The sequence below is a fragment of the Marinomonas spartinae genome (assembly GCF_016461715.1).
Lineage (GTDB): Bacteria > Pseudomonadota > Gammaproteobacteria > Pseudomonadales > Marinomonadaceae > Marinomonas > Marinomonas spartinae_A.
Map to the genome: position 1 here is coordinate 300,429 of NZ_JAEMUI010000003.1, position 16,526 is coordinate 316,954.

14 protein-coding genes are annotated in these 16,526 nt (G+C 45.2%); 4 read left to right on the forward strand and 10 right to left on the reverse strand.

What is annotated here, in order from left to right; genetic code table 11:
- Positions 1-3: 3 nt before the first annotated feature.
- Positions 4-1,464, forward strand: coding sequence for an NADH-quinone oxidoreductase subunit NuoN (nuoN, locus tag JHD45_RS05030; RefSeq protein ID WP_199475405.1), 1,461 nt, complete (start codon positions 4-6; stop codon positions 1,462-1,464).
- A gap of 109 nt (positions 1,465-1,573) precedes the next feature.
- On the opposite strand, the gene purD is transcribed toward nuoN, so the two are convergent.
- The 9 genes from purD to dsbD form a co-directional block, all read right to left on the reverse strand.
- The gene (purD, locus tag JHD45_RS05035; RefSeq protein ID WP_199475406.1) at positions 1,574-2,860 is read right to left on the reverse strand and encodes a phosphoribosylamine--glycine ligase; all 1,287 of its coding nucleotides are present in this window, start codon (positions 2,858-2,860) and stop codon (positions 1,574-1,576) included.
- Positions 2,861-2,969: 109 nt separating this feature from the next.
- A complete protein-coding gene (purH, locus tag JHD45_RS05040; RefSeq protein WP_199475472.1) occupies positions 2,970-4,547 on the reverse strand; it encodes a bifunctional phosphoribosylaminoimidazolecarboxamide formyltransferase/IMP cyclohydrolase in 1,578 nt (525 codons plus the stop codon).
- A 91-nt stretch (positions 4,548-4,638) separates the two neighbouring features.
- Positions 4,639-4,917, reverse strand: coding sequence for a DNA-binding transcriptional regulator Fis (fis, locus tag JHD45_RS05045; RefSeq protein ID WP_067015664.1), 279 nt, complete (start codon positions 4,915-4,917; stop codon positions 4,639-4,641).
- 92 nt (positions 4,918-5,009) lie between these two features.
- Positions 5,010-5,999, reverse strand: coding sequence for a tRNA dihydrouridine synthase DusB (gene dusB / locus JHD45_RS05050; protein WP_199475407.1), 990 nt, complete (start codon positions 5,997-5,999; stop codon positions 5,010-5,012).
- A 156-nt stretch (positions 6,000-6,155) separates the two neighbouring features.
- Positions 6,156-7,478, reverse strand: a complete 1,323-nt coding sequence (locus JHD45_RS05055; RefSeq protein ID WP_199475408.1) for a DUF3426 domain-containing protein — start codon at positions 7,476-7,478, stop codon at positions 6,156-6,158.
- A 98-nt stretch (positions 7,479-7,576) separates the two neighbouring features.
- Positions 7,577-8,470, reverse strand: coding sequence for a 50S ribosomal protein L11 methyltransferase (gene prmA / locus JHD45_RS05060; RefSeq protein WP_199475409.1), 894 nt, complete (start codon positions 8,468-8,470; stop codon positions 7,577-7,579).
- Positions 8,471-8,622: 152 nt separating this feature from the next.
- On the reverse strand, positions 8,623-9,963 hold the full coding sequence (accC, locus tag JHD45_RS05065; protein WP_199475410.1) for an acetyl-CoA carboxylase biotin carboxylase subunit: 1,341 nt from the start codon (positions 9,961-9,963) through the stop codon (positions 8,623-8,625).
- 21 nt (positions 9,964-9,984) lie between these two features.
- Positions 9,985-10,437, reverse strand: a complete 453-nt coding sequence (accB, locus tag JHD45_RS05070) for an acetyl-CoA carboxylase biotin carboxyl carrier protein (RefSeq protein WP_199475411.1) — start codon at positions 10,435-10,437, stop codon at positions 9,985-9,987.
- A gap of 296 nt (positions 10,438-10,733) precedes the next feature.
- Positions 10,734-12,548 (reverse strand): protein-disulfide reductase DsbD, encoded by a 1,815-nt coding sequence (gene dsbD / locus JHD45_RS05075; protein WP_199475412.1) that lies wholly within the window; start codon positions 12,546-12,548, stop codon positions 10,734-10,736.
- Between the two features lie 105 nt (positions 12,549-12,653).
- Here dsbD and JHD45_RS05080 point away from each other — a divergent pair, with 105 nt between their 5' ends.
- From JHD45_RS05080 to JHD45_RS05090, 3 genes are read left to right on the forward strand one after another with little or no spacing between them, the layout of a single operon-like run.
- On the forward strand, positions 12,654-13,496 hold the full coding sequence (locus JHD45_RS05080; RefSeq protein WP_199475413.1) for a tetratricopeptide repeat protein: 843 nt from the start codon (positions 12,654-12,656) through the stop codon (positions 13,494-13,496).
- Between the two features lie 18 nt (positions 13,497-13,514).
- Positions 13,515-14,555 (forward strand): DUF2333 family protein, encoded by a 1,041-nt coding sequence (locus JHD45_RS05085; protein ID WP_418903772.1) that lies wholly within the window; start codon positions 13,515-13,517, stop codon positions 14,553-14,555.
- A gap of 28 nt (positions 14,556-14,583) precedes the next feature.
- Positions 14,584-15,075, forward strand: coding sequence for a GNAT family N-acetyltransferase (locus JHD45_RS05090; protein ID WP_199475415.1), 492 nt, complete (start codon positions 14,584-14,586; stop codon positions 15,073-15,075).
- Positions 15,076-15,084: 9 nt separating this feature from the next.
- Here JHD45_RS05090 and JHD45_RS05095 read toward each other — a convergent pair whose 3' ends face one another.
- Positions 15,085-16,440 carry an anti-phage deoxyguanosine triphosphatase gene (locus tag JHD45_RS05095; RefSeq protein WP_233407581.1) on the reverse strand — a complete coding sequence of 452 codons (1,356 nt, stop codon included), beginning with the start codon at positions 16,438-16,440 and terminating at the stop codon, positions 15,085-15,087.
- Positions 16,441-16,526 lie beyond the last annotated feature (86 nt).

Below are 16,526 nucleotides of genomic sequence, written 5' to 3' on the forward strand. Positions count from 1 at the left end.
TCCATGAGCATTAGTATTCAACAGCTGGCCGCTTTCTCGCCACTTTTGATCGTTGATCTATCGGTCATTGTGGTGATGCTTGCCATTGCTTGGCGACGTTGTCATAAAATGACGGCTGGTCTTAGTATAATTGGGCTTATTGCCGCGATATTGTCACTGTTTTTTGTTTCCGGTGAGATTCCGGCTCATCTAACGTCACTGCTACAAGTGGATGGCTTTACCCTGTTTTATTCAGGTTTAGTGCTAATAGCGGGGCTCGCTACTTGTATCTTTGGCTATTCATGGTTGAAAGAACATCAAGATAATAAAGACGAATTTTATTTATTGGTATTAATTTCAACTGGTGGCGCTATTTTGCTGGCTTGTGCAAATCATATAGCCACACTGTTCTTAGGTATTGAGTTGGTCTCTTTGCCTTTGTTTGGTTTGGTTGGTTATGTTTTCCAGCAGAAGCCTTCGTTAGAAGCATCGATAAAGTATATGTTGCTATCGGCTGGGGCCTCGGCGTTTATGCTGTTTGGTATGGCGCTTTTGTATGCCGATACGGGGTCTTTGTCTTTTGCTGGTATTGCAAGTGGCTTAAGCCAAGGTGTGGCTCAACAGCCTTTGCTGTTGGTGGGGATCGGTATGTTGCTAGTAGGGATTTGCTTTAAGCTGTCCTTGGCGCCATTCCATTTATGGACACCCGATGTGTATCAAGGTGCGCCAGCTCCTGTTGCAACCTTCTTAGCAACCAGTAGTAAGATTGCGATTTTTGCTGTGTTGGTACGCATCTTTATTGAAGCGCCTTTGATTGATTTGCCATCAGTGAAATTAGTTCTGAGTGTGATAGCAATTGCTTCGATTCTGTTTGGTAACTTTATGGCAGTTTCGCAAACGAATATTAAGCGTCTATTGGGGTATTCTTCCATTGCACACTTAGGCTATTTACTTATTGTGCTTGTGGCTATTAAAGACCGTCAATTGGCGATTGAAACAACGGGTGTGTATCTGGTTGGCTATCTATTCGCGAGCTTGGGTAGCTTTGGGGCAGTGAGTTTACTATCCAGTCCTAACAGAGGTCAGGATGTTGAGGAGATCTCCGACTACCGAGGCCTCTTTAAGCGTCGCCCACTTATTGCCGTGGTTATGAGCCTTATGATGTTATCTTTGGCTGGTATTCCCATGACGCTTGGTTTCATCGGTAAGTTCTATGTTCTTGCTGTTGCGATGCAAGGTTCACTTTGGTGGTTAAGTGCCGCTGTGGTGGTGGGTAGTGCCATTGGTCTTTACTATTACTTGAGAGTGGCCATCAGTGTTTTCTTACCCTCTCTTAATAGTCATGTTGCAGACGTGGTTGAAACAAGCGGTTTTTCGACAAAAGCAGGTGCTTTGGTGCTGCTTGTCTCTGCCGCTGTTGTGGTTATCTTAGGGGTATACCCTCAACCATTGATTGACTGTGTTCTATTCGCTAAACCTTGGTAGTTTTGTTTATTGGGTAACCTAGGTGTTTGTCGTTGCCCAATACTCCAATAAAAATGGACCAATAAAAAAGGCTCGTCGGATGACGAGCCTTTTTTTACGAATGCGAATGTTATTTCTGTTCGCGAGCAATGGCACGATGACCAATGTCTGTGCGGAAGTAGACATTATCCCAAGACAATGTGTTAACCACTTCATAAGCTCCGGCTTGAGCGTCTGCAACGGTATCGCCTAGAGAGACGGCGCATAGTACACGGCCGCCGTTGGTAACGGTTTTGCCATTTTGTATTGCTGTACCTGCTTGAAACACTTTCTGATGCGCAGGAAGAGAGGTGTCGAGACCGGAGATTACATCGCCTTTTGCGTAATCAGCCGGGTAGCCTCCAGCCGCTAATACCACGCCCAAACTGGCACGAGGATCCCAATCGGCTTCAACGGTGTCCAGTTCGCCATTAATGGCCGCTAAACACATTTTCGCTAAATCTGAGCGTAAGCGCATCATGATTGGCTGTGTTTCAGGGTCGCCAAAACGGCAGTTATATTCTAGCGTTTTAGGAGTGCCATCAGGGGCAATCATCACTCCCGCATATAAGAAACCACGGTAACGGTTGCCTTCAGCATTCATACCTTTTACGGTTGGCATAATGACTTCATTCATAATGCGATCATGGATTTCAGGCGTCACCACTGGGGCAGGAGAATAGGCACCCATGCCACCTGTATTAGGGCCTTTATCGCCGTTGTCACGGGCTTTATGATCCTGACTGCTGGCCATAGGAAGGACGCTTTCGCCATCCACCATACAGATAAAGCTGGCTTCTTCACCTACTAAGAATTCTTCGATAACAACTCGGCTGCCTGCATCACCAAAGGAGTTACCTTGTAACATGTCTTCCACTGCAGCAATGGCTTCGGCTTCGGTTTGTGCCAAAATTACCCCTTTACCAGCGGCTAGGCCATCCGCTTTGACAACGATTGGTGCACCCTGTTCTTTAATGTACGCGACAGCAGGCTCAATTTCTGTGAAGTTGCCATAGGCTGCGGTTGGTATATTGTGACGAGCCAAAAAGTCTTTAGTAAAGGCTTTAGAACCTTCTAGTTGTGCTGCCGCCGCCGTTGGTCCGAAAATAGCTAGACCTTCTTTTTCGAAGGCGTCAACCACTCCAATAACTAGGGGGGCTTCCGGGCCAACAATGGTCAGATCGATGCTTTCTTCTTTCGCAAAAGCAACCAATTCTGCAATGTCTGTCACACCAATATTAACATTTTCGACTTTGTCTTCTGCTGCAGTGCCAGCATTGCCAGGCGCAACAAACACTGTGGTGACATCGTCTGATTGGGCAGTTTTCCATGCTAGAGCATGTTCGCGACCGCCGTTACCAATAATAAGAACCTTCATTACTTTATCCTTTATATTGTCAGTCAGAGGTGAGTGTCGGCCTCTGACTTGTCATTCAATAGCGTTCTTTAAGACAGCTCTTTCGTGGTGTCTTTTTTGTGACGTCTCTTTAGTGACGGAAGTGGCGCATACCAGTAAAGACCATTGCCATGCCAGCTTCGTCTGCCGCAGCGATGACTTCTGCATCACGCATTGAACCGCCTGGCTGAATGACAGCGGTAATGCCTGCCTGAGCCGCTGCATCAATACCATCACGGAATGGGAAGAAGGCATCGGAGGCCATTACGGAGCCGGCCACTTCTAAGTTTTCATCCGCTGCTTTAATGCCAGCAATTTTGGCACTGTAAACTCGACTCATTTGACCAGCGCCGACGCCGATGGTTTGTTCTGCTTTGGCATAGACAATAGCATTGGATTTAACGAATTTTGCAACTTTCCATGCAAACAATAAATCGTTTAATTCTGCTTCGCTAGGTTGACGCTTAGAAACAATTTTAAGGTCATCAAGTGTGATGGTGCCATCGTCGCGGTCTTGAACTAACAAACCGCCGTTAACGCGTTTGTAGTCGAGTGCGGCTGGTTTGTCATTCGACCATTGGCCACATTCAAGCAAGCGTACGTTTTGTTTAGTCGCCACGACTTCTGCTGCTTCTTTGCTTACGCTTGGAGCAATGATCACTTCGACGAATTGACGATCAACAATAGCTTGGGCTGTTTGCGCATCCAGCTCTTGGTTGAAAGCGATGATACCACCAAATGCTGAGGTTGGGTCTGTCTGGAAAGCCAGTTCATAGGCAGCTAATTGGTTGTTAGCCGTTGCTACGCCACAAGGGTTGGCGTGTTTAACAATCACACAAGCGGGCTTGTCAAAGCTCTTAACACACTCAAGGGCTGCATCCGTGTCGGCGATATTGTTGTAAGATAAGGCTTTACCTTGAAGTTGCTTCGCGGTGCTAATAGAAGCTTCTTTTGGGTTTGCTTCGACATAAAATGCGGCTTTTTGATGTGGGTTTTCGCCATAGCGCATTTCTTCTTGCTTATTGAATTGTAAGTTGAAGGTGCGTGCGAAATCCTCACTGCCACCGCTGACTTTTTTACCAAGGAAATTAGCAATTGCTCCATCGTAGTGGGCAGTATGCTCAAATGCTTTGACTGCAAGGTCAAAACGTTGCTCGTAAGTCAGGCCACCCGCTTCTTTCAATGAGGTTAGAATCTCTTCGTAATGAGTTGGAGAAACGACAATGGCAACGTCTTTATGATTTTTGGCTGCTGAACGAACCATAGTAGGGCCACCGATGTCGATGTTTTCGATTGCCATTGGTAAATCACAATCAGGACGCTCAATGGTGGCTTCAAAGGGGTAAAGATTCACAACAACCATATCGATTTCGTCGATGCCATGTTCTTTCATGATGGCGCTGTCCATGTCGCGACGACCAAGAATGCCACCATGAACTTTTGGGTGTAGCGTCTTGACTCGGCCATCCATCATTTCAGGGAAACCTGTGTAATCGGATACTTCAGTCGCTTTGACATCGTTATCAAGTAGTAGGCGGTAAGTACCACCTGTTGATAAGATTTCAACGCCTTGGGCGGTTAGTTCACGAGCGAAATCGACAATGCCTGTTTTGTCGGAAACACTGATTAACGCGCGCTTGATTGGAGTAACTGTGTTGTGATTTGCCATCATGGTTCTCGCAATTGGTTTTTACTAATTAAACAAGTGAGGGGGGCGATATAAACAAAAAAAGGGCGAAAATCGCCCTTTTAAAGTATCACTATAACATACCGTACTGCTTCAGTTTCTTGCGCAACGTGCCTCGGTTTAACCCTAGGATTGTTGACGCTTTAGTCTGATTGTCTTTTGTGTAGCTCATGACAGACTCGAGCAGAGGTGCCTCAACCTCGGCTAAGACTAACTGATATAAGTCAGTCACTGGCTGCCCATCAAGATGAGCGAAGTAGTTTTGCAGGGCTTTTTCAACATTATCACGTAGTGTTTGTGATTGTTCCGAAGAAGCGGCTTGAAACGTTTGAGTATGAGTTTGTTCTACCACAGAATGACCTTCTAGTTTAAAGCTAACCATTTATTAATGTATTGTTATGATAGATCAACAAGCCTGTGGCCGCTGACCATCGTAGCGCTACATCAAGTACAAGGTTCGTTTGTCATATGACAAACAAAGAATTCGTTCAATTGATCGAGCTGTTCGCGCGTATTATTTATACGGTTAAATTGGCTGCGAAATTGTGTTTTGTCCGCTAACGTTTGTAAATACCAACCGACGTGTTTGCGAGCAATACGCACACCAAGGTAATCACCATAGAACTGGTGCAAGGCTTTCACATGGTTGGTAACAAGTTGTTGCACATCATCAAGAGAAGGAGGTGCTAACAGCTCGTTGGTTTGTAAATAGTGATTTATTTCGTTGAAAATCCATGGTCTTCCTTGAGCTGCACGACCAATCATGATGCCATCTGCTTGAGTGTAATCCTTCACAAATTTAGCAGATTTTGCATCAGTAATATCGCCATTGGCAAATACTGGGATAGACAGATGTTGCTTGATTTCTGCTATCGTATCGTATTCGGCATGACCCTGAAACTTGCATTCTCGGGTACGTCCATGAATGGCTAGGGCTTGGATGCCAATATCTTGTGCCATTTTTGCCACGGCTAGACCATTCTTCTGATCTTTGCTCCAGCCTGTTCTAATTTTTAATGTGACAGGAACGTGAACACTATTTACAACCGATTCTAGTATCTCTCGAACAAGTGATTCGTCTTTGAGTAATGCTGAGCCAGCGGCTTTATTGCATACCTTTTTGGCGGGGCAGCCCATATTGATATCAATGATCTGCGCGCCTAACTCAACATTTTGTTGAGCCGCTTGAGCCATCATTTCTGGATCCCCCCCCGCTATCTGAATAGATCTCGGGGAGACTTCATCATCATGAATAAGACGATGACGACTCTTATTTGAGTTCCATAAACGAACATCGGAAGTGACCATTTCAGACACTACCAATCCAGCACCCTGTTGGCGGCATAGACGGCGGAATGGCAAATCTGTTACGCCTGCCATCGGAGCAAGAATAACGGGTTTGTCAACGCGATATGGGCCAATAGCAAATGCCATATTGTTCCTGAATACTAAATCGAATGTTAAAGATCGGCGACACTGTCGAGCGGGCGTGAATAATACCTAGTCGATAGAGATTTTTGAAGTCTTGACAGAGAAAAAATTGACTAAATTTTGTGCTTATTTTGCATCTGCAGCAAAATAAGCACAAAACTAATAGGAGCGAGTGTCCGATGGGAAAATTCTTAGTTGATGAGTCACCGCCCGATCACCAGGATCTTGTATTGGAATGACGATATGAATAGGCGTATTAGGTGGCATGTAAGTGATGTCTAGAAAATCTTTATCCAGATAATTATGGGGGGCAAAGAGTCGAGCTGCGACTGGTGCACCATTGAGATCAAAAAACTCTAAGGCAAGTTTGGGCATAGGTTGGGCGTATCGACTGTTGTTGGTCATAATCGCATTAACAAGCAAGGCATCAGGCTGGTTGGGGTGACTTTGTATACGAACGTGCTCAATACTGATGGCTTTGATGTTTTCAAACGGTGGGAGTGTGCAGCCTGAATAGGCACAAAGGGTACGATAAAAGCCTCGAAAGGTCTCAGAACGGCTACCTTGTTCAAAAAAAGTGGAGGTCATTTGTGCTATTAATAACGCCAAGCCAAGGAAACAGCCCAATGTCCAAATCCAGGTTTTGGTTGCTTTTTTCTTATCTGTCTGCTCGATATAGTAATCGCCCATTAGTGGGTCTGTAGCATCGTAAGTGCTGATGTTATTGAGAGCGTAAGAGGGTGTTGCTTCTCCAGTAGATGCGCTTTCAGCGACATTTTGCGCCAATGAATGCAGGGCTTGCATATAATCAGGTTCTGGCTGATTCGGCTGTGCATTAATTCGACTGTCTATTTTGTCTATGAGGTCACTTTGCTGTAGGTTTTTTAGCGTGCCTTCCTTTTTAGGAGGGAGTGTATTCGTACCAGAAGGCTTGGTGCGAATGGCTTGCTCGACTTCTGCCAATTCTCGCTCCCAAGGGGCGAGGTCTTTTTCCGCTTGTTCCGATACTGTCGCTTGAATATCAGAGGTGCTTTGCTGTGTCGGTGCTTCTTTTTTCGTTGGACTGGTTGAAATCGAATTGATCGATCTTCGAGTTTCTTGTGTTGGTTGTCGCGATTCGTGTGAAAAGCGAAAATCTTCGGATGAGCCGGGGGCCAGATCATCTTCTGTAAACAAGGTCTGCAGCCATTCAGGATTAACCGGTTCTTCGTCCGCTGACGTAAAGAGCATTGTGCTGGTTTTGGGCTGTTCAGGGGCGTTTTGAGGTGCAGGTTGCGGTGTTTCTACGGTTGTCTCAGAAGGTCTGTTTTCTTGAGGTGTTGGAGTTGTGGTTTTTTTTGCTGAGTTAATATGTTGCTTGGCATCGAAAATATGGAAGCACTGACCACAACGTACTTTGCCCTTAGCCATGCTCAATACGTCATTGTTCACACGAAATGCAGTGGAACACTTTGGACAACGAGTGATGAAGCTTTCGGTCATTAGGGTGCAGCCTTCCAGTAATCGATTTCTAGAGTAGATGTCAATATTCGCTTAAAAAGTCAAATTTTACAATGTGATAGACATTGTGCTCCGAATTTTTATTCGGAATTTTTTGTGCCCACAATGCGAACCCATTCATCCTGCTCGACAATAGACTCAATGGTAAACCAGTCTTGATAAGCCAAAATAACTTCTTCGGCTTGATTCGCCAAAATGCCAGATAGTGCAAGTTGTCCGCCAGTTTTGACTAAAGCCGAAATAGTGTTTGCTAATTGAGCTAATGGTCCAGCAAGAATGTTGGCGACGACAATATCGGCTTGTAAGTCTGATTCATATGGCGGCAATTTTACCTCGATTCGGTTTGGGTCGATATGATTACGCTCAGCATTTGCTTGTGTCGCTTGCACTGCTTGAGGGTCAATGTCGATGCCAACCATTTTATTCGCGCCAAGTAATAAACCAGCAATGCCAAGAATGCCAGAGCCGCACCCGTAATCGATAATGGTTTTGTCTTGGCAATCAATTGAATCTAGCCATTGCAAGCATAGTGCGGTGGTTGGATGGGTGCCAGTGCCAAAGGCTAAGCCGGGATCCAGCATCAATGTCACAGCGTTCTCATCCGGTACATCCCGCCAGCTTGGGCAAACCCAAAGATGTTTGCCAAATTGGATAGGGTGATAGCTGTCCATCCATTCTCGTTCCCAATCTTTGTCTTCGACGATCTCTATTTTTATATCGATGTCGGTTTCGCCAAGGGCTTCCGCTTTGTGCTCAATTGCAGGGCGAATGTGTTCAATGTCTGCATCGGCTTCAAAAAGGCCAGTGACCTTGGTGTGTTTCCAAAGGGGGGTGGTATTGAGGTCTGGTTCGTATACTGGGTCGTCATGAACATCTTCGAATGTGACAACCATGGCGCCACAATCAAGAAGGGTATCTTCAAAGCTAGGAACATGATCAGGGGTAGTGTGTAGACGTATTTGCAGCCAAGGCATAAAAAAGCAATCCAAATAAAACAAATCAGTGAATAGAATAACGAAGCACGAAGGGGGACGCGAGAAGAAAATGACGGCCCTTAATGATTTTAATCACCAAGGGCCGATTAAGAGAGACAAACTGAGACAAGAGGACTTGTTCGTCCCTTGCCTTATAGCCCGAGTTTTTTCTCTAGGTAATGAATATTAACGCCACCAGCAATAAAATTAAGGTCTTCCGTTAATTCTTTTTGCATGGATATATTGCTCTTAATACCATCAATGAAGGTTTCATCAAGAGCACCGGAAAGACGCTTAAGTGCTTCTTTACGAGTGGGGGCATGGCAGATGATTTTCGCGATCATGGAATCGTAAGTCGGTGGCACAGAATAGCCACTGTACAAGTGCGAGTCGACGCGAACACCCATGCCACCAGGTGCATGGAAGTAATTGACTTTACCGGGGCTTGGCATAAAGGTTTTTGGGTCTTCTGCGTTGATTCGAGCCTCGACAGCATGGCCATTAAGCTTGATGTCTTCTTGTTTCATCGACAAAGGCATACCACTTGCTATGCGCAGTTGCTCTTTTACGATGTCGACACCCGTCACCATTTCTGTAACAGGGTGTTCTACTTGGACACGAGTGTTCATTTCGATGAAGTAGAAGTTGCCGTCTTCGTACAAAAACTCAAAGGTACCTGCACCGCGATAATTGATCTTAATACAAGCATCAACACAAGCTTGTAAACATGCTTGACGAGAAGTTTCGTCGAGCATGGGAGCTGGAGCTTCTTCAATGACTTTTTGGTGGCGACGTTGCAAAGAGCAGTCACGGTCAAATAAATGCACCGCATTACCTTGCCCGTCTGCGAGCACTTGAACTTCAACGTGGCGAGGGTTAGTTAGGAATTTTTCCATATAAACCGTGCTATCACCGAAGTAAGAGCCTGCCTCAGACTGTGTGACACCAACAGACTTAAGTAGGCTGCCTTCATTATGAACAACGCGCATACCCCGACCACCGCCACCAGCAGCGGCTTTAATAATAACCGGAAAGCCTATTTCGCGAGCAATGCGAAGACATTCTTCTGGATCGTGAGGAACGGGGCCATTCGATCCAGGGACCGTGGGGACACCTGCTTCTTTCATCGCTTTAATCGCAGATACTTTATCGCCCATTAGACGAATGGTTTCTGCTCTTGGGCCGATGAAAGCAAATCCAGAACGTTCTACCTGTTCTGCGAAGTCTGCATTCTCAGCAAGGAAGCCGTATCCGGGGTGAATGCCTGAGGTGTCTGTTAATTCCGCAGCACTAATAATCGCAGGCACATTCAAGTAACTGTCTGTGGAAGGGTTGGGTCCGATACAGATAGACTCGTCTGCTAAGCGAACATGAAGTAAGTCGCGGTCGATTTTAGAGTGAACCGCAACGGTTTTGATGCCGAGTTCTTTACACGCACGTAAAATACGTAACGCGATTTCGCCTCGGTTTGCAATCAATACCTTATCTAGCATGATGAAACCTATTGCTGTGGATTAAACGATGGTAACAAGTGGTTGATCAAATTCAACGGGCTCGCCGTCTTCAACAAGAATGGCGCCAATGGTACCGGATTTGTCCGCTTCGATCTGGTTCATCATTTTCATCGCTTCTACGATACAGATGGTATCACCTACATTGACTTGTTGACCTACTTCAATGAAAGGTTTTGCGCCTGGTGCGGAAGATTTGTAGTAAGTACCAACCATTGGAGAATTGACTGTGTGGCCTGAAATGGTGGCCGCCGCTTCTGGTGCAGCAGAAGAGGCCGCTGGAGCTGGTGCTGGGGCGTGTTGAATAGGGGCACTGGCCATCATTTGTGGAGCCATTTGAACTGGAGCACCGCCACGACTGATACGAACTGCTTCTTCGCCTTCTTTGATTTCGATCTCATAGACATTTGATTCTTCTAAAAGCTCGATTAGTTTTTTAATTTTGCGAATATCCATTGTTACTCTCTTCTGTCGGTGTTTATTGTTTAGCGCTTTTGCTAAAGCGCTAATCATTAAGAATCTGGCATGCTCTGAATATAAAGAGCCCTCGTAAAAATAGAATCAAAACCTTGTTCGATCCGTATTATAACGCAAGGCTCAAGCGTGAAGGGCAGAGCTATGTGACGGGAAATTATCGTTAAAAAACGCGATATTGTCCAGTTATGCAGTAAAAAAACCCATAAAATAGAGGTTGGTATTATTTTTGATCAATTGTAAGCCTTTATTTTAAGAGATTATTTCTTTTTTTCTTTTCAATTTGTTACAAACTTAAGTCGTGTTAATACGTCCTGTTTACTGGACTCACCAATCAATGAAAGGGACTTTTGTTCTTGTCCTTGAGCGTTTATGAAAAGTAAGGCTGGCGGACCAAAAAGATGAAAGTGCTTCATAAACGCTTTGTTGCCTTCGGTGTTGTCGGTGACATCCACCCGAACCAACTGAACTTGGTTGAGTAACGGCTGTATTTCTTTCGCTTGGAAGATCTGATGTTCCATTATTTGACAACTAATGCACCAGTCAGCATAGACATCTAGTACGATAGGCCGCTTGTCGCCATTGTTAATCACAGATTGTAAGTCTGATAGGTTGTGGATAGTGGTTTTAAAGGGGACGGTTTGAGTCCGATTGTTCGTCACGCTTTTTATTGGGGTTAACGGAGAGTTAGCGCCTGTTGTGCCACCATAAAGCTCTATGGCCCCTATTAGGGTAAAGATAAGAGCAAAGAACCAACGAACGGGGTGTGAGTTGTTGATGTGTATTTGATGCCAAAAGTAACTGGCGATCCCTAGCGCTAACGCGCCCCATAAAAACAAGTCAGAATTGCCTGGCAGCCAACGGACAAGCAGCCAGATGGCAATGGATAACAAGCCGAATCCCATGATGATTTTTATGTCATTCAGCCAAGGCCCGTTTTTAGGCAGTATTTGGGCGCCAAATAAGCCGACTAATAAAAGAGGAACCCCCATACCAAGCCCCATTACAAACAGCATGAGTGCGCCGTACCAGATATCGCCTTGGCTTGAAATATACAGTAACACCCCCGCAACAGGAGCAGATAAACAAGGGGAAACAATTAATGTGGCAAGAATGCCAGCCAAAAACGTATTGAGCGTTGAGCTAACACTGACATGTTGATTATTACTCGTTTGTTGCAGGCGTGTTTGCCAAGCGGCAGGTAGACGTAACTCAAAGACTCCAAACATAGACAAGGCTAAGAGAATAAATAAGGCAGCACTAATACTCAATAAAATAGGGCTTTGTAATTGTGCCTGTAGATTTAGCCCTACGCCAAAGGATCCTGCTAATGCGCCAATGGCGCCATAGGTAAGGGCCATGGCTAGCACATAGATGGCGCTATAATAAAAGGCCCCTAGTTTGGAGCGGCGAGCCCCAACGACAATGGCACTAACAATCGGCACCATTGGTAAAACACAAGGAGTGAAAGAGAGTAATAAACCAAAAACAAATAGGGCGAACAGAGCGACCCCAAAAGAGCTTTCTGCTATGGTTTGGCTAATCGAATTGGCTTCTGATAATGTCACTTGGCTCGCTCCTCCCTTGCTGACAGAGGGCGGCTGTATGGCTTGCGATTGCAGGGCAAGCTGATCTTTTAAGGAGTCTGGAACGGTGAAGTCAACCGGAACCGTTTGTGGTGCGTAGCAAAGCCCTTTGTCTGCACAGCCTTGGTAGTGCAGTGTGGCATGGATTGTCGTGCCTGGGGTCAATGTCGTGTCATAATCAATAGGCAAAGAGAGGGAATGTTTATAAATAATAACGTTGCCAAAATAAGGATCGGTTTTGTGTTCGCCATCTGGAAATTGGGTGATTTTTAGTTTGTCCGCTTGAGGGCCAGAAAGTGAAATTCGGCTCTGGTATAAATAATAACCGTTCGCAATGTTCCAGTGGGCAACTAATTTGCCATCTTGAGGGGCATCGAAGGACAGTTGAAAAGCGTCTTGTGCTTTTAAAAAAGAAGGTTCTAAACTGCTGCTGTGAGGGGAGTTGAAATTGAAGGCGTAGGCAGTGCCTTGAAGAAAGAGTAAAACAAACAGACAAATTAAGCGCATAATAATCTACATAAAATGAGTTGAACGCGTGACCCTATTCCTTCACGCTGACAGCCTATATAGACTATCAATCCTTGAAAAAGTTGCTAGTTAAAAGGGGTTAAATTGAAAATAAAAGCATTATTTTTATTGTTTTCAGTGGTTTACCTTGTTGGGTGCCAAGAAAATATTAAACAAACAGCACAAGGTGCTTCGGTTCCAGAATCCAGTAAAGCGGTCAATCCAAGTGAAAAAAATCGGCCTATTGAGGCGTCAGCACACCAGAATACGAAGGCGAAGCTTAATTCGGATAAAACGGTGATAGCACGCTTGGTTTGGAAAGGAGAGCAAGCGTTAGCCAAAGAACGTCTGCTCACGCCTGTGGATGATAATGCCAATTTGTATTTTAAAGCAGCGCTCAGTCGTGACCCAGGAAATTACCGAGCAACTATGGGGATTAAGAAGATTGTTGATACCTATGTTGACTGGGCTTGGCGGACAGCGATTAAAGGGGATTATAAACAAGCGACGGCCTATCTCAGTTCTGCATACTCAGTTAATCCTAAAGATCCAGTGATTAACGAGATGAAAGGTCGCATTGAGGGGCTTAAAAAGCGGCGTCAACAAGCGACATATCATCAGGCAGAACCTGTACGACATCAGACCAGTACTCAGCATAAGGAAGCGAATACGACTGACAGGACGGCTAAAAAAGCGCAAGAAGCGAAAGAAGGTCAATACTTTTTACCAAAAAACCTATTTAGTTTGAGCGATGACGAAATACTTGCGAAAATACAACCGATCATTGACAAAGTGGCAAAAGATAAAAGTGAAGTAATCATTTATTGGCCAAATGATAAGCAAGCACGTTTGCTATATCAGATTATTAACAGTCGAATCAGTGAGTTTAGAGTGCGCGCTATGATCTATCATCGCAGCGACTATTTAATAGAATTACAAAAGGATTAAGGTGACGTAATGGCGAGTATGATGCATAAACTGGGCTCGGTGTTTAGAGGAAAAGAGCATTCTCCGTGGTTGTGGAAGACCGTATTAGGACTGATCCTGTTATTGGTGGTCGTGCTCACTGTGGTCGGCATGTATTGGAGTAATGAGCCTGCTCAGTTTGATGTCAATAAAGTGGCCAGAGAAACAGCTACCGAGCATGGTTATGATCCCAACAAACCTTTGGTGGTTGGCTACACACTCGGTAGTACATTGCATGAGTTGGTGAGTACCCTGCTGAATAAGCCAGGTGGGTATATTTCAAATGATGTGATGCCGCCAGGGGTTTTTATGGACAATATGCCGTCTTGGGAGTTTGGCGTATTGGTTCAGGTTCGAGATTTGTCCCGCGCGATGCGTAAAGAGTTTAGCCGCTCACAGTCTCAATCAACCGAGGATGTAAACCTCAAAATTGCTGAACCTCAGTTTAATTTTGATAACAAAAGCTGGGCATTACCTTCTAGTGAGAGTGAATATCGCCGAGGTAATAAAGAATTGATGGATTACTTAAATCGTCTGTCTGGTACGGCGGGTTCTGGTAATCCTGCGAAGTTTTATGCGCGTGCGGATAACTTGGTGGATTGGTTGTCTGATGTGAATACCCGTCTTGGTAGTTTGGCACAACGTTTATCTGCAAGTGTTGTTGATGAAAACATGACGCCTGCTGGGGTATCAGACGAGGATGCCGCTGATGGAGGCCATCAACGGGCGTATCAGCGCACCCCTTGGATGCAGATAGATAATGTGTTCTATGAGGCTCGTGGTACAACTTGGGCGTTACTTGAGATTTTGCGAGCCGTTGAAGTGGACTTTGCGCCGACTTTAAAAGATAAAAATGCTTTGGTTAGTCTACGACAGATTATTCATGAATTAGACGCGACCCAAGATACAGTATGGTCGCCAATGATTCTCAATGGCAGTGGTTTTGGCCTATTGGCAAACCACTCTTTGGTGATGGCGTCTTATATTTCTCGTGCCAATGCGGCTTTGATCGATCTGCGTCGATTGCTACAGCAGGGCTAACGCCCTGTCTCTAGCACTTAAGGAGTCCATGGTGTTTAGCCTGCGCGTTGCGACCATTGATGATGCGCCTGATATTTTGGCTATCTATCAGCAAGGTGATGATTTTGCTTTCTCTGGTGATCGCAATAAAGACATTAATTTAATAGACGTAATGGAGTGGGTCGAAAGTGCCACACCAGAGCGTCCTATGTTTGTCGTGAATGTTGAGGGGAGGGTGATTGGTTGGGGGGCATTAGAGCCCTTTTACGGCTTGCCATCGTTTGATATGGCTGCGGAAGTGAGTGTCTATTTGTTGCCTGAATGGCGAGGAAAAGGTGCAGCAGCGGCGTTTATAGAATACTTGGCTGATCATAAAGATGCGCTACACTTTTCTCATTTGGTGGCGTATATCTACGCAAGAAATATGGTCAGTTTGCGATTCTTCGAAAAGCAGGGTTTTGAGTCTTGGGGAGTACTCCCCAAGATCGCCTCATGCCAAGGGGATCAAGAAGATGTACTCCTATTAGGGAGAGTGTTTTGAAAAGACTGACTACATCGGTTCAAACACGGAGCCAAAGCTTGGTACAAACAGTTTGTTGTACATGCGGCTGGCGTATTCATCGGTCATGGATGCCATATAGTCACAGATAATTCTCATACCATCATGACCTTTTTCATGGGTTGTTTGATGCCATTCTTTTGCGATTTCCTTCGGTAATAATCGACTTGGGTCAGCCGCTAGTGCTTCAAACATTTCTAATAACATTTGCTGACCTTTATACACCAACATTTGTACTTCAGGCTTTTGAATAATGTGCTGCATTTCAAACGCTTTCAATAACGCCAGTGCTTGCCGTTGGCCTTCGGGTAAGGTGACTTGGTAGCGTAACAATGGATGCTCGAAGGATGTGTCTTCTTCGACTTGGCAAGAGGTGATAAACCAGCTAACTAAGCTGCCAATGGCCTCTTTTCTGAGATGGCTTTCTCGGCTAAATAATTGATGACGAAGTGTGGTGAGGTTGTTCGTTAGAAATTGGCTTCCTAAATCCGCTAGTTTTGGTTCCAAATGCTCTAGCCACATTTCTTTTGTTACCATGCCAAGTACGATGGCATCTTCTAGATCATGGACGCCGTAAGCGATGTCGTCAGCGAGGTCCATTATACTGGTGTCAAAACTGGCGTGATTGGCTTTGGCATGGGCATGAGGGCTGGGGCGGCGTATCGCTTGAAATCGTACTTTGTCGCTTTCGCTAAAAGGAGCAATAATCCAATCAAGCAAGTCTTGCTCTTCTTTATAGACACATTTTGGTGGTGCCCATTGCGAGGCTTTAAATTGACGGAACCGTTCCGGTTTTGGGGGGTAGTGACCGACCACATCCTGATAGAGCACAGGGTATTTTAATATACCTAGTAAGGATCTTCTGGTGACATCCATGCCATATATCGGCGAGTAAGAGCCGCGTTTGCCCAAAATCCTAAGGGATTGTGCATTGCCCTCAAATCCGCCGTTATCTTGCATCATAAAATTCAGCGCGACTTCGCCACCGTGGCCAAAAGGTGGATGGCCAATGTCATGGCTTAAACAAACGGTTTCTATTAAGGCATCTTCCGCAAGCCAAGCCTGAAAGTCGGCGTTTGCTGGTGCGCTGTATTTTAGTTGATGAACAATACCATTACCGATTTGTGCGACTTCGAGAGAGTGTGTTAAGCGTGTTCGGCTATAGTCATTTTGGCGAATGGCTAAAATTTGCGTTTTGGACTGCAAGCGACGAAAAGCAGCGCTGTGAATGATGCGAGCGCGATCTCGTTGGTAAGGGGTTCGATAATCGTTTTCGCGGGCGGGCTTGGGACCTGATTGCCTTTCTTGCCAAGGTAACGCTGAATACTGCTCTTTCATCTTGCTCATAATTTATTATCCAAGGAGTGATCAGTCTTTCATTAAAACACGACTTAGGTCAATGCTCTGAATGATAGGCTTCGTATAATAACCTT

What these genes read in the sequence shown, in the direction of transcription:
- nuoN (WP_199475405.1), top strand. Translation starts at nt 4, where the DNA reads ATGAGCATTAGTATTCAACAGCTGGCCGCTTTCTCGCCACTTTTGATC.
- prmA (WP_199475409.1), bottom strand. Translation starts at nt 8,470, where the DNA reads ATGCCTTGGCTGCAAATACGTCTACACACTACCCCTGATCATGTTCCT.
- JHD45_RS05055 (WP_199475408.1), bottom strand. Translation starts at nt 7,478, where the DNA reads ATGACCGAAAGCTTCATCACTCGTTGTCCAAAGTGTTCCACTGCATTT.
- dusB (WP_199475407.1), bottom strand. Translation starts at nt 5,999, where the DNA reads ATGGCATTTGCTATTGGCCCATATCGCGTTGACAAACCCGTTATTCTT.
- purD (WP_199475406.1), bottom strand. Translation starts at nt 2,860, where the DNA reads ATGAAGGTTCTTATTATTGGTAACGGCGGTCGCGAACATGCTCTAGCA.
- purH (WP_199475472.1), bottom strand. Translation starts at nt 4,547, where the DNA reads ATGGCAAATCACAACACAGTTACTCCAATCAAGCGCGCGTTAATCAGT.
- dsbD (WP_199475412.1), bottom strand. Translation starts at nt 12,548, where the DNA reads ATGCGCTTAATTTGTCTGTTTGTTTTACTCTTTCTTCAAGGCACTGCC.
- JHD45_RS05095 (WP_233407581.1), bottom strand. Translation starts at nt 16,440, where the DNA reads ATGAGCAAGATGAAAGAGCAGTATTCAGCGTTACCTTGGCAAGAAAGG.
- JHD45_RS05090 (WP_199475415.1), top strand. Translation starts at nt 14,584, where the DNA reads ATGGTGTTTAGCCTGCGCGTTGCGACCATTGATGATGCGCCTGATATT.
- accC (WP_199475410.1), bottom strand. Translation starts at nt 9,963, where the DNA reads ATGCTAGATAAGGTATTGATTGCAAACCGAGGCGAAATCGCGTTACGT.
- accB (WP_199475411.1), bottom strand. Translation starts at nt 10,437, where the DNA reads ATGGATATTCGCAAAATTAAAAAACTAATCGAGCTTTTAGAAGAATCA.
- JHD45_RS05085 (WP_418903772.1), top strand. Translation starts at nt 13,515, where the DNA reads ATGATGCATAAACTGGGCTCGGTGTTTAGAGGAAAAGAGCATTCTCCG.